Origin of the sequence: Flavobacterium sasangense DSM 21067, from assembly GCF_000686885.1 — a bacterium.
Taxonomy (GTDB): domain Bacteria; phylum Bacteroidota; class Bacteroidia; order Flavobacteriales; family Flavobacteriaceae; genus Flavobacterium; species Flavobacterium sasangense.
Map to the genome: position 1 here is coordinate 1 of NZ_JMLU01000024.1, position 16,057 is coordinate 16,057.

Below are 16,057 nucleotides of genomic sequence, written 5' to 3' on the forward strand. Positions count from 1 at the left end.
AAATGTTGTAAAACTTGATAATTACTTCGCTCCAGAAGAATTAGAAGCTGCTTTAGAAAAGTTTGTTTATCGTTATAACAATGAACGCTATCATGAATCATTAAACAACTTAACTCCTGCAGACGTGTATTTTGGAAGAGGTGAATTAATTTTAAAAGAACGTGAACGATTAAAGAAAATGGCTATTATAAACCGAAGAAATGAGTACCAAAAATCAAAATTAACAACTAATCAAAAAAATCTTTTATCTTTGAATTATTAACTAAATACTCTCTTAGCAAAAGTCCAATTTAGTTTGAAGACGTACAGAGCCACCATAATAATAATCATCATCATTATCACTATCCTCTTCACGATTATAAGCGATCTTTAGATAGAATGTCTTATTCTCATAGGATGCTATAACACGGTTATCTAAAATTTCCTCATCTGTTAATTTATAACCATTTGAAGAAACTTGTTGAATTATCGTATTATAAAACTCCTTTTGCCTAAAACGATACATAATCTTATTTGGTAATCCCTCATAATTATATACATAAAACCATCCTGTTGCTCTTGCATTATCATAAAGATTCCTACCATGCGCCCAAGAAATTGTATTATAACCAATACCATCACTTTCGGATGAATCATAATAATCCCAACCTTTAGTAATTAAAAACTTATTTGTAGTTTCCCAGTTTTTATAACTGGCCATTGTATGTAACTCGTTAAGAGTTATTTTTTGGGCTGATAAATTTTGTATTGCTACTAAAGAAAATATTGAAATTATAAATTTTAAAAATTTCATAATCATAGATAATTGACTATTAATAATCATAGTTAAACTTATTTGTGTATTTTAAAATGAAGACAATATTTAGGATTTTAACTGATATTTTTTGTATTACTTGACAAATTAAAAATCTTCACTTCGAATCAAACATAACAAAAAAACAAGGCTATCACAACCAATAAATAGCTGTTCAAACCATAAAAATTCTAATTTATTTTGTAAACAAAATTCTAAAAAATGTTTGAAATAAAAATGTGGAAATCCGTAAAATAAAGCTGTAAAATTGTTTTTTACAGCTAAAAACACCACTAAAAAGACTTTGATTCAATTAATTACTATACTTCTTAAAATTCTCCGCTTGTTCAAAAATCTCTTTATACACTTCGTCTCTATCAACTGGTGGATAATCGTTTTCTGCTAAGAGAATTATTAAATCTACTTTAAGTTCTGCTTTAATATCATCTCGTTTACTCCAATCGGTGTATTTTGCTTTGTCGTCTACAACAGTTTTAACTTTTTGCGCTAATGTAATTAACTTGTCATTTGGATAACTGAAATCATATTTAACTGCTAAGGCTTTTAAAATATCGTAAAAGGCTTTTTCTTCAAAGTCAATACCTAAATCTTTGAAGGAATCTTTTTCTTTTTTAAGCGCATAATACAAATCGATAATTTCATCAGTAAAGTCTTCTAATACTTCGCTTCGTAAAACATCGCTTTCTTTGCGTTCATTGTATTTATCTACAATGGATTGTAAACGTTTTGAAAAATCAATTCCAGTAATTTTATTGATTTTTTTAACGTCATCAATGGCTTTCGCTAAAAGCTTTTGCAATAGTTTAATTTTGGTATTAGGTAATTTGATTTTATCAATTTTTGCCATGTAATCATCCGAAAAAATATCAATTTCGGTTTGACTATCATCTCCTAATTTGAAAATTTCTTCTACCCCATCACTCTCAATAGCATCTTGAAGCATTTGCTTTACACGATTATTCATTTGAGCGGTGTCTGGTGCAACTCCTTTTGTTAATTTGAATACTATGGAGCGAACCGCTAGGTAAAAATGGATTTCGTCTCTTTGCGTTTCGGTAAAAGCGCCACTTCCTGAACAAATATCGTAAGCCGATTTCAAACGTTTTACAATGTACATGAATCGTTTTTCCAACTCTTGTGTCAATTGGATAAACTCAGCTGCTTGATTTAATGTTTTTAATTGTGCTAACGGAACGCCTGACAAATATCCCGAAGTATCAAACTTGTGAAATAGTTTACCCAGTAAATCTAACTGATCTTTAACTACTACAATAGATTGTTCAATATCTTCAATATTTTGATTGTCGGCATTGTTGTAATGCGCTAAAGCTAGATTCATTTGCTTTTTGATTCCGATGTAATCTACTACCAAACCTTTTTCTTTGCCTTCAAATTTTCGATTTACTCGAGAAATAGTCTGAATCAAGTTATGTCTTTGAATAGGTTTATCAATATACATTGTATCCAAAAATGGCACATCAAAACCTGTTAGCCACATATCTACTACGATAGCAATTTTAAAATTAGATTTTTCATTTTTAAATTGGCGGTCTAATTCTTTGCGGTCGTCTTTAGTTCCTAGCACATTATACAAGTCTTCCTCATCATCTTTTCCTCTGGTCATCACCATTTTGATGCGTTCCATTGGTTTTATTTCTTTTTTGTCTTTATCGGATAACTCAACACCATCTGCAGCAATTTTCACTTCTCCCCATTCTGGTCGTAAGGCTAGAATGTTTTTATACAATTCGTAAGCAATTGGTCGGCTAGTGCATACAAACATGGCTTTGCCACGAACGGTTGCTCCTTCAGCTATTCTGTTCTCATAATGGGTAACAAAGTCTTCAGCTACAGTTTTCAAACGAGTTGGGTCACCAATGATAGCATTCATTTGTGCCATCGCTTTTTTACTTTCTTCTATTTGATTTTCATTACTACCTTCTTCTGCACAACGGTTGTAATACGCTTCAATTTCTTCAAGCTTATGATTATTCAACAAAACTTTAGCTGCTCTTCCTTCATACACAATACGAACCGTAATCTCATCTTTAACAGATTCATTCATGGTGTAAGCATCAATAATTTCTCCAAATACATCAATGGTGGCATCAATTGGTGTTCCAGTAAAACCAACATAAGTAGCATTAGGTAACGAATCATGTAAGTATTTAGCAAATCCAAATGTTTTTCTTACTCCATGTTCTGAAACGACTACTTTTTGATCTAAATTAGTTTGACTTCTGTGTGCTTCGTCCGAAATACAAATTACATTTGTTCTATCGGTTAGTAATCTTGTGTCTTCGGTAAACTTATGGATGGTCGTTAAGAAAACACCACCACTGTTTCTTCCTTGTAACAATTCTCTTAAATGCGTTCTGCTTTCTACACTAATAATCGATTCGTCACCAACAAAACCTTTTGCATTGGTAAATTGACCTGATAATTGGTCGTCTAAATCGGTTCGGTCGGTAATAATTACAATCGTTGGACTTGAAAAATGTGTGCTTCGCATTAACAAGCGACTCAAATACAACATGGTGTAACTTTTTCCACATCCTGTTGTACCAAAGTACGTTCCTCCTTTACCATCGCCCAAAGGTTTTTGATGGTTTTTTATATTTTCAAATAGTTTGACAGCCGCATAATATTGCGGATAACGACAAACGATTTTTTCGTTCTTTTTAGAACTATCAGGTAAATAAATGAAGTTTTGAATAATATCTCGTAATCGCTTGCGATTAAACATCCCTTGAATAAGTGTAAACATAGCATCTATACCATCCACTTCATTTGACATGCCTTCAATTTTTCTCCAGGCGTAAAAGAATTCATAAGGCGCAAAAAAGGAACCTGATTTGGTATTCACACCATCACTAATCACACAAAAAGCATTGAATTTAAATAACTCCGGAATATCTCTTTTGTAACGTGTAGTTAATTGCACGTACGCATCATGTATGGTTGTGTTTTCCTGAATGGCAGTTTTAAATTCAAACACCACTAATGGTAATCCATTGATGTATAAAATCAAATCAGGAATACGCATTTCGTAGCCTTTTATGGCTAATTGATTCACGATTTTATACGTGTTGTTATCTTTTTCAGAATAGTCAATCAATTGGATGAATATATCTTTCTGATTTCGGTCTTCACGTTTTAGCAAAAAGCCATCACTTACCATTTTCATGAAAACTTTATTGCTTTCATATAAATCGGAAGATGGTAATCGTTCCAAATCACGAATAATCGAATTTACTTCTGAATCTGTAATGTTATCCTTAGCGTAATTGGACTTCAAATAGTTTTTTAAATCCGCATCAATCAACACTTTTTCAGTAACGATATGACCGTATTGTGTGGGTGGTTCTGATACGCCTTGAAACTCATTTTTACGCACTTCACCACCTACAAGATGCGTCATTTGCTCTTCTTGTAATAAGTGAATAAAGGCTTGTTCTAATTGTGCTTCTGTGAATTTCATGCTATTTTAAGGATTTCCCTTTTGAAGTTAATCTGTATTTTTGTTTACTGCTACTTGGTTTTTCTGGAATAGTTATTTCAATTAAACCTAATTCAATAGCTGGCTGTAAATAATTTTTTCTAAAATTAGGCTTATGCGTAAGTTTCATAAAGCGCATCAATTCGCTAATACTATATTCTTGATCCATTATTAATAGTAGACTTTTGACTGGGTCGGTAACTAGGTCGGTAACTAGGTCGGTAACTAGGTCGTTTGTTTGACCACCTAGACTATCAACTAAATCATTATGCAAGGTAACTAAAATACCACCATCTAAACCTATAATTTCTGGTTCAGGAAGACCTGCTGCTTTGCAGACTTCATAGATTTTAATGGTGCCACGACCCCAAGAATCAATGTAACCTGCCTTAAAACAAACATCGGCAATTAATGGATTTCTAGTTATCAAATTATTATTTTTATGTTTTGAAATTTATTTTAAAAATTAGATTCAATTCTATTTATTTTTACCTAATTGAGATAATTAAGCTTTTTTTGTGTTTAAAAAATGTTTATTTATCGTTTTCATTAAGTTTGTCAGGGTTTTTTAATGCTTTCTTCTCTTCGGTTTGAAGCCTACGTTCTATTTTATTTATATCTTCTTCTGCCTTCAAATTTTCAGGAACAATTCCGCGGGATAACAGCGTATTTCTAACCGATTTGTTATTTGTAATATGCTCATTTGAAATCTGATTTTCAGTTTTCATTTTATGTTGTTTTGCATTGAAAATAGTAATTTCAGTAGCAAAATCTTTTGCTTTTAATAAAATGGTTGGCATATGGTCAGCTAAGGGTTTAGCTCCCGATAATCCCCATTTAATTTTCATTTGTTGGGTAGTTCTGTTAAATAGAGCTGTATCTCCTTTACTTCTTATTAAAGCGAAATTTTGATTGCCACCTGTTTGTTCAAAAATTACTTGTGATAATTCTTTTTCTGTTGCTCTAAGCTTGTTACGAGCTTGAACACGTTCATATTCTAATATTTTTTGCTCAATTAATTCTGCTTTTCGGGTTTGAATGGCAAAATATCGTTGTGCAAAAGCAATGGTTTCTTTACGTGGATCTCCATTTTGTGCAATCAGATAACAAGCGTACCTTGTAAGCATTAAATCAGGTATTTCTTTTTCTGCACCTGAACCAATGGATACCATTTTCCCGACGTCGGCAAAATGGTCATCAATACTTTCTCCTGATATTTCGCAAGCGGTTTTTGCTTTTGAAATTACACCTAAAAAATTATCCCATTTAGTGTATTCCAAAAGGTGTTGCAAATCTCTAGCCAACCAAAATTCTGTACCGTCTTCCGTTTGATTGGCATGAGATTCAAAATTATGAGTTAAAGTATGGATGATTTCGTGTTTCATAATAATTGTTTTAATTAATGTAATTTTAGATAGTCGTCATGCCAAGATTGTTTCCATTCTATGTTTTGCGATTCGCTCATATAGTACTAATTTTTTCACCAAAATAACTAAAAGGTAATAGGTGATTTATATTTTATCAATCTAATCTATTCTCTAAAAGAGAATTACAAATATATTTCATTTTTAATTGTCCAGTTTATTATGTAAAAAACTGGACATTTTTTAATTTATATCGGTTTTTATTGTTTCCACTCTATGTTTTGTGATTCGGTCATGATTATTTATTTTGTTGTCAAGTTTTTTGAATAGAAAACTTGACATTTTAATTCATTTAAACTAAATATCCATCTCAATTACTTTTAGCCTTATAATAAGCTGCTGCGCTAAAACTTCTAGTGAAGAAATGCTTAACGAATGATTAGATACTATAGTACTATTTGACAAAATAATTCATTCTTTTGATTTTATTATTGCTAGCTATAAATTAAACATCTCTTAATTTAATGAATTAATTTCTTTTGTCCATTTTTCCTTATATTTTTCTAATCTTTCTTGTGATTTTTCTTTATCAAATAGTCTATTATAAATTATAAATATAGAACCTATTAAAATTGAACAAGGCAAAGTCCACAACCATTTACAAAATTCTTTTTGCATAGATCCTTCTTCCAAAGAATTTGCATATTTTGAATATACTGCAACCATATTCCATGAACTATCTTGAAAGAGAAACATTAAAATAAAAAACATTATACAAACAATTGAAATAGGAATGCAATAAAGAGCTTTAGATTTATATTTGCTTAAATCAAATTTAGCTTTAGTATCAATAAGTTCTTGTATTATCCTATTATTTTTAACTATTTCAATATCTTTTTTTTGTTTTTCAATATCCTTAATTTGCTTCAAAGTTTCGATAGCAGTATAGGTGTTTTCTTGATATTTTTCAAATTTACTCTCTAACTGTTCCTTATCCTTTTGCAGATTTTCTATATCTTTTTCTAATTTAGATTTTGCAAATAATTTAGACTTTTCTATAATATCATACTCCGAATTACTTTTTTCCAAAATCCCTTTAAATCCTAAATTAATCATTTCGGAAACAATACTGCTTTGTTGAGTAAAATCAGTTGTTATTTCTGAAATACCATTGAGTATCAATTGTAAGTTCTCATTAGAAATTCCCTTTTCTCCATTACTAATATTTAAAAAGCTTACAAAACTTTTAAAATCATCACTTGTTCTATTTAAATAACGTAATAATATACTCATCCATTGAGATGGTAGTAAAACTATTGGAATAGATGAATTTTGGGAATAATCCCACTTTCTTAAGATTTGATCTGCTGAAATGAAATAGTATTTACAATCAAAAATATTAATGTAATGACCGTTCCTTAGGTATTCAATTAAATATATGTTTTTTGCATCAATTATACTTGCCTCCAAATATGACGTTGATTTACTATCTGATTTAAAAGTGTTTATTTTAGATGCTATATCTAAAATTTTATCTTCAATCTTGGAATCATTAACATCAAAATATTCTTTATAATCATTTTTAATTTCATACTTTATTTTTAATTCTTCTATTAATGAAAAGACATGAGCTTTAAATAAATCAGTTGAATCATTAGTTCTTTTTCTTCTCCACTTGTGATAATAATCAATAAAATCTTGACTTTTATTAAATTTTAAAAACACCTCAGAATTTATTTTTGCAGAGTTATACTTTGTCATTTGACCTATGTAAAAATCTAAAGTCTTTTTAATCTCTTCTTCAGTAAATTTAGAAAGAAGCAAACTCTCTTTTGCTTCTTTAAATTTATCTAAAAAAGTTAACATTCTTTTCTTTCTATTTTCACCATTTATGCCAATTGCTCTAAATATTACATTAGTGTCTAAATAAAAATTTTTGTTTTTTAAATTTTCTATTTTAAAATTACCTCCTTTTTTATTTGTTATTAAACAATATTCAAGAGATAGGTTTGATATATCAAAAATTAATTTGTTTTTTTCATCATTTTCCCAATTCAAGAATTTATTAATTATTTCTATCTCAATAGAATTTAAATTATGATCATTAAGATTTAATATTTCCTGTATCTGAACATTAGGATCTATTAGTTTGCTAAAGCTTAGAATATTGGTTTGAAAAACTTCATATAGAAAACTATAAATAATATTTTTTAAATCTTGTAAAACAAATTCATAATTTACATTGTGAAATTCTTGTATAAAAAAATCGAGATTGTTATTCCTAATTTTATTTGATATGTTTTCGTATCTTTTTGCTGATAAAGTAATTTTTAGTTCCTCAATTTTGCAAACAGAAGTATGAAAGTAGATTTCATCAGAAACAATATTTTTTATTTCTTCTTCAGTAAAATCTAAAGAATATTGTAATTTAATCTTATCAATTAAGGCATGAATTCCAATAAAATCATTATTGTTATCAATAAATATTGATTCAATTATTTTTCTATGTAATGTTATTGGACTTACTTCATAATTGTTATCAGCATATAAAACTGCTGCAAGTCTGAATATTTCTGAATTCATTTATACTTTCTTTTTTAAATTCACTTTATCTGATTTTCACTCTCAACCCTAGTCATCTTTGCCAACAACAAATCCTTCAATTCTTCAAGTTTTTTAATTTGGATAGTGTATACTTCTTTTGAATTAAAGATCTTTTGAATTTTTTCTTCAAAAGATAAATAACTAGAATTATCGGGAATCAAAATTCTAATTGGATTAAAAATTTGCATTGTCAAAAATTTTGTAGCAGTTCCAACAGATGATTCTCTCATTTCATCTAATAAACCTTTAATTGTATAATAAATTTGTTTATTTGATATTTTATCGTTGTTGGAACTGATAACATAAGTTCTTTGATAAGCATCGAATTTTCCTTTGAAATATTTCAATGGAAACTTTCCAGTTGCATTATTTCCACCTAATAAGACTGCTTCTTGGTCAAAAGAAAAACTATCCACTTTAAAAACCTCCTCTGAACAAGTGAAAAATGGATATTTTCCATTCTCTAAAGATGCATTAGAATCTAATTTTCCAGTTTTAAAAATTAAATCTTTTTGAAAATTCCCAACTTCCCAACCAACTGGAATCTCCTTTTCCAATTCTTCACAAAATTCCATTTCCCCACCATTACTTTTATAAGGTAAACCATTTTCATTAGGAAATTCAAAATCCACAAACCATTGCTTATAAATCGCTTGCGCGGTTTCTTCCAGTTTGTTAATCAATTGGTTGTTTAAGGCAATACGGTTTTGAATGGTGTTGTATTCTCTAACGAGTTCTTGTTGTTTTTCAATTGATGGAATGGGTAATTGCATGCCGCAAAAATCTTCCCATTCTAAACTTCCTCTTACTCCACCAACGGCATGAAAACAAGCTTCTCTATCAAATTCTGAACGAGTAAACCACATCATTAAATATTCAGGTAATAATTGTGAGGTGTCATTAATTTCAAAAACAGGGTATGCTTGAGAAATAATTGCAGTTTCAATATCATTGTATAAAGCAAGTGGCATTTTTTTATCTCTTCTCACTTGCATGGTACTGCACGCGAATTGATTTTTTCGGATAATCTTATAATTCTCCATGTCTGTTCCAATTGTATTAGCAACGGATTTTATAAATTGTTTCGAAATACTAAGTCCTACAAGATTGGTAACTTTTAATCCCTTGTTCCGTTCATCAACTAGTTTAATGAAATCTCCTATGTTTCTATAATTTGATTTCATATCCCAATTCTTTGAAAACGTTCAATAATTCAGTTTTTGATTGTTGCTCTGATTTCAATAACTCAGAAAATTCAGATTTGAGATTTTGCATTTTATCATCAAAATCAATATTTTCATCACGATTCACAAAAGTGATGTACTTACTTGGAACTAATGAATAATCTTTCGCTTCAATTTCATCTATGGTAGCGGCATAACAAAATTCTGGAAAGTCTTGGTATTTTGTCAAATCTGTTTGCCAATTGTGGTAAGCTTCTGTAATATCAATAATATTTTCAGGTGAAAATTGGATAAACTTTTTTTCAAAAGGAATTCCAACTTCTCTTAAATCCATAAACAAAATTTCGTGCTGTCTGTCACGATAGTTTTTGGTAGCATCAGGCAATTGTACCGTTCTTGCTTTTTTATTCTTGTTTAAAATCCAAAGTGTAACACTAATGTTAGTGGTATAAAACATATTTTGAGGTAAAATCACAATGGCTTCTACCAAGTTGTTTTCAATTAGTTTTCTACGAATTTTGTATTCTTCGCCACCGCCAGAAAGTGCCCCATTAGCCAAGATAAAACCTGCCACACCATTTTCAGAAAGTTTCGCTACCATGTTTAATATCCATGCGTAATTGGCATTGCTTGTTGGTGGTACATCATAACCTCTCCAACGAGGGTCGTCGGTTAGTTCATCGCTAGCCCTCCAATCTTTTTGATTAAAAGGTGGGTTTGCCATAATGAAGTCGGCTTTCAAATCTGGGTGTTGGTCTTTGCCAAAGGTATCGGCAGGCACATCACCTAAGTTGGCAGCAATACCTCTAATGGCTAAGTTCATTTTAGCAAGTTTATAAGTCGTAGCCGTATATTCTTGTCCGTAAATGGAAATCTCTTTTTTGTTTCCGTGGTGGTTTTCAATAAATTTAATACTTTGCACAAACATCCCACCCGAACCACATGCAGGGTCATAGATGACCCCTTTGTAAGGTTCAATCATTTCAGCAATTAAGTTTACAATACTTTTAGGGGTGTAGAATTCGCCTTTCCCTTTTCCTTCTGCCAAGGCAAATTTGCTTAAGAAATATTCATACACACGACCCACAATGTCTTGCTGTTTGTCTTTTATCGTATCAATGTTGTTGATGGTATCTAACAAAGCCGCTAGCTTGCTCACGTCCATATTCAAACGTGAGAAGTAATTATCGGGCAAAGCGCCTTTCAAAGCTGGATTGTTTTTTTCTATGGTATGTAAAGCGGTATCAATTTTTAAAGCAATATCAGCTTGTTTAGAATTTTCAATAATAAACGACCAACGTGATTCTTCTGGCAAGTAAAAGATATTTGACATATTGTAGAATTCCTTCATCTCTAGGAATTTCTCTTTATTGTCGGCAATTAACTCTTTTCTGCGCTCTTCAAATTTATCACTAGCAAATTTTAAGAAAATTAAACCTAATACTACGTGCTTATATTCAGATGATTCTACTGTACCACGCAATTTATTTGCGGAATCCCATAGTGTTTCTTCGATGCTTTTTTCTTTTTTTGCTTTTACTGCTTTTGCCATTATCTGCTTTATTTTTCTTATAAACCTCAAATCTACTAATAAAATATAAGATTTCATACCCGTAAAAATACCTGATTTTCATACCAGGTATTTTTACGGGGTACCTTTAGCAGCTAAAGTAACTAAAGGGTTTTAGAAAAAAATGTGGAAATCCGTAAAATGGGAAAAAATGAATAATAGTTCAATTAATTGTTTACCCAAATCAATAAACCACTAATATCAGCTCCTTCCATTTTTTGAGAACTTATGATGTCAATTTTTTTATTCTTTATTGTAAATCTCAAAATTAAATCATCAACAATCAAACACGGATTAAATCTATTGGCAATAAGAAAATAACCCATTCTATATTTTTTATTTTTTTTTGTAATTTCATTTTTTAAGTTCTTAATCAATGCATCTTGAGTAGAACCATAATAACAGTATTCACAATAGAAATCATCTGTAAAAAGACATTTAATTTCAGTTGTGTTAAATAAGAGATATTCTATGAATTGTTTAATCAAGAATGTTTTTTCAATATCCTCCTTTTCTACTGTTTTATTGATAGCACTCACTTGATGAAATACTTCAACAAATCGCTTTCTAAGTTCAGAATTAGTAGGATCAAAGAGAACAGCTCGTTTGTAATGTACAACTGCCCATTCAATTGATGATATTTTACTTTCTTTCAAACTTCTCTCAGCTGACTGAATATAATTTTCTGATATTTCTTTATCTGTTTTCATGAGTTGGATAGTTATTATTACAATATCAAAATAGATGCCATTAATAATTCGTACTGAATTTTGTAAAAATCATATTTAACATTCTTAAATCTTCCTTAAAAAAGTTCGATTTACCTCCATCCTGCTCCACAAAAAAACCCTGTAAAATAAATATTTTACAGGGTTTTTATTTTAAAACCACTATAATATAAACTAATTTCAAATGAATATATTGACTGTTTACTAAAAAAGACTTAACTTTAGTAATTAAACCTTTTTAACATGTCAAACATTCAACTCATCATAGAAGAAAGAGCTGTCGATATTGGTAACTTTTTAGTAGGACGCTTGTTGCCCTTTAAAGAAAAAAGAGCGGTTGGCCCTTTTGTTTTTATTGATCACATGGGACCTGCTAAATTGAAAGATTATCAAAATTTAGATGTTCCTCCGCATCCGCATATTGGATTATCCACTTTAACGTATTTGTTTGAAGGCGCTATTATGCATCGAGATAGTTTAGGAATCAAATTAGAAATCCAACCTGGAGCTGTAAATTGGATGACCGCTGGAAAAGGAGTTGTTCATTCTGAGAGAACCCCTGAATATTTAAGAACTACAGATAAAAGTTTGCACGGATTACAAATTTGGGTGGCTTTACCCAAGCATTTGGAGAATTGCGAACCTTCGTTTTCTCACGTTGAAGCTAAAGACATTCCTCATTGGAAACAAGATAACGTTAATTTTAAACTAATTGCTGGTGAAGCTTTCGGAAAGAAATCACCAGTACCTGTTCATAGTTCGTTATATTTTATTGAAATTAAAAGTAACGATAAAACTTCCCTTAATATTGGTAAAGAACTATATGGAGAAGTTGCTATGTATATTCTAGAAGGAAGCATTACTAATGATGGGAATCGCTACGAAAACAAACAAATTTTAATCGCTAAAGAAAGTTCACTTTGTACTTTTGAAATGGCAGAAAATACTACCATTTACCTTTTTGGTGGAGAGGCTTTTCCTGAAGAACATTTTATCTATTGGAATTTTGTTCACACCGATAAAAATGTAATCGAACAAGCTAAAGAAGATTGGAAAGCACAACGTTTCCCAAAAGTTCCCAATGAAACCGAATGGGTTCCTTTACCCGAAGTAAAAGGCTTTAAATAACATTTTCTTTTTCTTACTTACTTGATAATCTACCGTGAAACGAGAGCTTCATGTCAAGAAAATATTTTAATAAATTTAAAAAACTTATCAACAAATTTAAAACATAATTTGTTGATTAATATTTATTCAAACAAGACTTAAAAGTCTTTTTAATATTTAAATTTGTTCCATACCACAATTAAAATTCTGCAGTATGGACAAATTTGTAATTAAACGAAATGGTACATATTTACCATTTGAACCTTTCAAAATAGAAGAAGCCATCACAAAAGCATTTGCCAGTGTAAGCGAAACTTTAAATACAAAAGTTATTGAAACGGTGTTCCAATTGTTATCACATCAAGACACTTGGGCAGTAGAAGATATTCAAGATAAAATTGAAAAAACACTTTTCGAATATGGTCATTATGAAGTAATGCGTTCCTTCATGTTGTTTCGTCATACTCGAAAACTTCAGCGCGAACACGTTTTAGGATTAAATGATGACACCACTTATGTCGACAGCACCCAAACCATCGAAGAATATACCAACCAAACCGATTGGCGCATCAATGCAAACGCTAATACTTCATATTCAAATGCAGGTTTAGTGAATAATGTCGCAGGAAAAATTATTGCGAATTATTGGTTAGACAAAGTCTATTCGAAAGAAGAAGGCTATGCACACCGTAATGGCGATATTCACATTCACGATTTAGATTGCTTAACGGGTTATTGTGCGGGTTGGAGTTTACGGGTTTTATTAAATGAAGGTTTTAACGGTGTTCGAGGTCGAGTAGAAAGTCGTCCTCCTAATCATTTTAGAGAAGCATTAGGACAAATGGCGAATTTCCTTGGGATTTTACAAAGCGAATGGGCCGGTGCTCAAGCGTTTAGTTCGTTTGACACGTATTTGGCTCCTTATGTTTTCAAAGATAATTTATCGTATGACGATGTTTTAAAAGCAATTCGAAGTTTCGTCTACAACTTGAATGTGCCTGCACGTTGGGGACAATCGCCGTTTACGAATATCACTTTAGATTGGGTAGTTCCAGACGACTTAAAAGAGCAAATCCCAACACGAAACGAACAGCATCTTTTCAAGGGAATTACTTCAGAAGATATTATAAAAAGAGCCAAAGAAAGAGGCGTTTCAGACATAACCGAAATGCGTTACGAACATTTTCAAAAAGAAATGAATCTCATCAACAAAGCCTATTATACGGTTATGACCGAAGGCGATGCGCATGGACAACCGTTCACCTTCCCTATTCCAACCGTCAACATTACCGAAGAATTTGATTGGTACGGAGAAAATACAGATATTCTTTTCGAAAATACCGCAAAGATTGGTTCGTCATATTTCCAAAATTTCATCGGAAGTCAATATACGTATGATAAAAACGGTAATAAAGTTGAAAATCCAAATGCCTACAAACCCAATGCCGTACGAAGTATGTGCTGCCGTTTACAACTCGATTTACGCGAATTATTAAAAAGAGGTAACGGTTTATTCGGAAGTGCGGAAATGACGGGAAGTATCGGCGTGGTGACTATCAACATGGCTCGATTAGGTTATTTGAACAAAGGCAATAAAGCCAAATTATATTCCGATTTAGATCGTTTGTTAGAAATTTCGAAAGCGACATTAGAGAAAAAACGCGTTTTTATTCAGGAAATGTATGATAGAGGTTTGTTTCCATATACCAAACGTTATTTGCCACATTTCAGAAATCACTTTTCTACAATTGGTGTTAACGGGATTAACGAAATGATTCAAAATTTCACTGATGGAAAAGAAGACATCGTTTCGGATTATGGAATGGCATTCGCAACCGAAATTTTGGAACACATCCGAAACAAAATGAGAGCTTATCAAGAAGAAACAGGCAATTTATACAACTTAGAAGCTACACCAGCTGAAGGCACAACGTATCGATTTGCTAAAGAAGACAAGAAACGATATTCCGATATTATTCAAGCGGGTGAAGGCGAAAACATTTATTATACGAACAGTTCGCAATTACCCGTAGATTACACCGAAGATCCTTTCGAAGCTTTGTTGTTACAAGACAATTTACAATGCCAATACACTGGAGGAACGGTTTTACACTTGTACATGAATGAAAAACTAAGTTCGGTAGAAGCGTGTCGTAATTTCATTAAAAAAGTGATTACGAATTTCAAATTGCCCTATATCACAGTGACTCCAGTTTTCAGCGTTTGCCCAAAACATGGCTATTTGAATGGCGAACACGAATATTGTCCAAAATGCGATGAAGAATTATTAGCAACCTTAAATACAACATCCTATGCAAACACAAACCACTGAAGCCTTGCTTCAACACAATGAAAAAAGAACCAAATGTTTGGTTTATACACGAGTAATGGGTTATCACAGACCCGTAGAAAGTTTTAATATTGGAAAAAAAGGTGAACACAAACAACGAACACACTTTAGAGAATGTAAATCTTGATTTTCTAAACAAAAAAGCCATTCATAGTTTTACACCCTTCACACTATTAGACTATCCCGATAAATCGGCTTGCATCTTATGGTTTGCAGGGTGTAATATGAAGTGTGATTATTGTTACAATCCAGAAATAGTTTTCGGAAAAGGCTCTTTTTACTTTTCCGAAATCATTTCGTTTTTAAAATCCAGAAGAAATTTGTTGGATGCCGTTGTTTTTAGCGGTGGCGAATGTTTGATACATAAAGACATCATTTCATTCATAAAATTAGTAAAAAGTCTAGGATTTTTAATCAAAGTAGATACGAATGGAAGTCAGCCCAAAGTACTCGAAAAACTAATAGAGGAACAACTCATCGATTATATAGCTTTGGATTTTAAAGGTCCGAAAGAGAAATTTTTTGCGATTACAAAATCGGATTTTTATGCTCAATTTCTAAGTTGCTTTGAATTACTTCAATCGAATTCCATTCCGTTTGAAGTTCGAACGACTTATCATTCGTCATTATTGAATCCAAAGGATATTGCTGCAATGCAAAACGTTTTATTGGAATTAGGTTACGATAAAAACTACTACATTCAAAATTTTAGAAATTATCAAAACACGATTGCACCACTACCTGATTCGCAATTAATTTCGGAAAAGGATATCCATCAGAATATGACTAAAATCATATTTCGATAATTTAAAATCCCTAACTTTGTGTAAATTTTAT

Annotated in this window: 13 protein-coding genes; 5 read left to right on the plus strand and 8 right to left on the minus strand. The window is 31.2% G+C overall.

Features of this window, described 5'->3' with window-relative positions:
* Positions 1-262 (plus strand): integrase core domain-containing protein (locus BP92_RS16130; protein ID WP_084329726.1); only part of this gene is annotated, 262 nt, incomplete at its 5' end.
* 12 nt (positions 263-274) lie between these two features.
* On the opposite strand, the gene BP92_RS0110515 is transcribed toward BP92_RS16130, so the two are convergent.
* From BP92_RS0110515 to BP92_RS0110555, 8 genes are all read right to left on the minus strand, one after another.
* On the minus strand, positions 275-793 hold the full coding sequence (locus BP92_RS0110515) for a hypothetical protein (protein ID WP_150111918.1): 519 nt from the start codon (positions 791-793) through the stop codon (positions 275-277).
* A 313-nt stretch (positions 794-1,106) separates the two neighbouring features.
* Entirely contained in the window at positions 1,107-4,295 is a 3,189-nt protein-coding gene (locus BP92_RS0110525; RefSeq protein WP_026726035.1) for a type I restriction endonuclease subunit R, read from the minus strand.
* Between the two features lies 1 nt (position 4,296).
* Positions 4,297-4,743 carry a Fic family protein gene (locus BP92_RS0110530; protein ID WP_026726036.1) on the minus strand — a complete coding sequence of 149 codons (447 nt, stop codon included), beginning with the start codon at positions 4,741-4,743 and terminating at the stop codon, positions 4,297-4,299.
* A gap of 103 nt (positions 4,744-4,846) precedes the next feature.
* A complete protein-coding gene (gene dinD, locus BP92_RS0110535) occupies positions 4,847-5,698 on the minus strand; it encodes a DNA damage-inducible protein D (protein WP_026726037.1) in 852 nt (283 codons plus the stop codon).
* A gap of 495 nt (positions 5,699-6,193) precedes the next feature.
* A complete protein-coding gene (locus BP92_RS0110540) occupies positions 6,194-8,260 on the minus strand; it encodes a hypothetical protein (protein WP_026726038.1) in 2,067 nt (688 codons plus the stop codon).
* Between the two features lie 20 nt (positions 8,261-8,280).
* Positions 8,281-9,465 (minus strand): restriction endonuclease subunit S, encoded by a 1,185-nt coding sequence (locus tag BP92_RS0110545; RefSeq protein ID WP_026726039.1) that lies wholly within the window; start codon positions 9,463-9,465, stop codon positions 8,281-8,283.
* A complete protein-coding gene (locus tag BP92_RS0110550; RefSeq protein ID WP_026726040.1) occupies positions 9,449-11,017 on the minus strand; it encodes a type I restriction-modification system subunit M in 1,569 nt (522 codons plus the stop codon). Before BP92_RS0110550 ends, BP92_RS0110545 begins: the two co-directional genes overlap by 17 nt.
* A gap of 185 nt (positions 11,018-11,202) precedes the next feature.
* Positions 11,203-11,745, minus strand: a complete 543-nt coding sequence (locus tag BP92_RS0110555; RefSeq protein ID WP_026726041.1) for a hypothetical protein — start codon at positions 11,743-11,745, stop codon at positions 11,203-11,205.
* Positions 11,746-12,006: 261 nt separating this feature from the next.
* Here BP92_RS0110555 and BP92_RS0110560 point away from each other — a divergent pair, with 261 nt between their 5' ends.
* The 4 genes from BP92_RS0110560 (at position 12,007) to BP92_RS0110575 (ending at position 16,026) form a co-directional block, all read left to right on the plus strand.
* The gene (locus BP92_RS0110560; protein ID WP_026726042.1) at positions 12,007-12,891 is read left to right on the plus strand and encodes a pirin family protein; all 885 of its coding nucleotides are present in this window, start codon (positions 12,007-12,009) and stop codon (positions 12,889-12,891) included.
* 193 nt (positions 12,892-13,084) lie between these two features.
* Entirely contained in the window at positions 13,085-15,202 is a 2,118-nt protein-coding gene (locus tag BP92_RS0110565; protein WP_026726043.1) for a ribonucleoside triphosphate reductase, read from the plus strand.
* Entirely contained in the window at positions 15,183-15,347 is a 165-nt protein-coding gene (gene nrdD, locus BP92_RS17465; protein WP_111567273.1) for an anaerobic ribonucleoside-triphosphate reductase, read from the plus strand. Before BP92_RS0110565 ends, nrdD begins: the two co-directional genes overlap by 20 nt.
* Positions 15,304-16,026, plus strand: a complete 723-nt coding sequence (locus BP92_RS0110575; RefSeq protein WP_026726044.1) for an anaerobic ribonucleoside-triphosphate reductase activating protein — start codon at positions 15,304-15,306, stop codon at positions 16,024-16,026. The genes nrdD and BP92_RS0110575 overlap by 44 nt, the downstream gene beginning before the upstream one ends.
* The last annotated feature ends 31 nt before the right edge of the window (positions 16,027-16,057 follow it).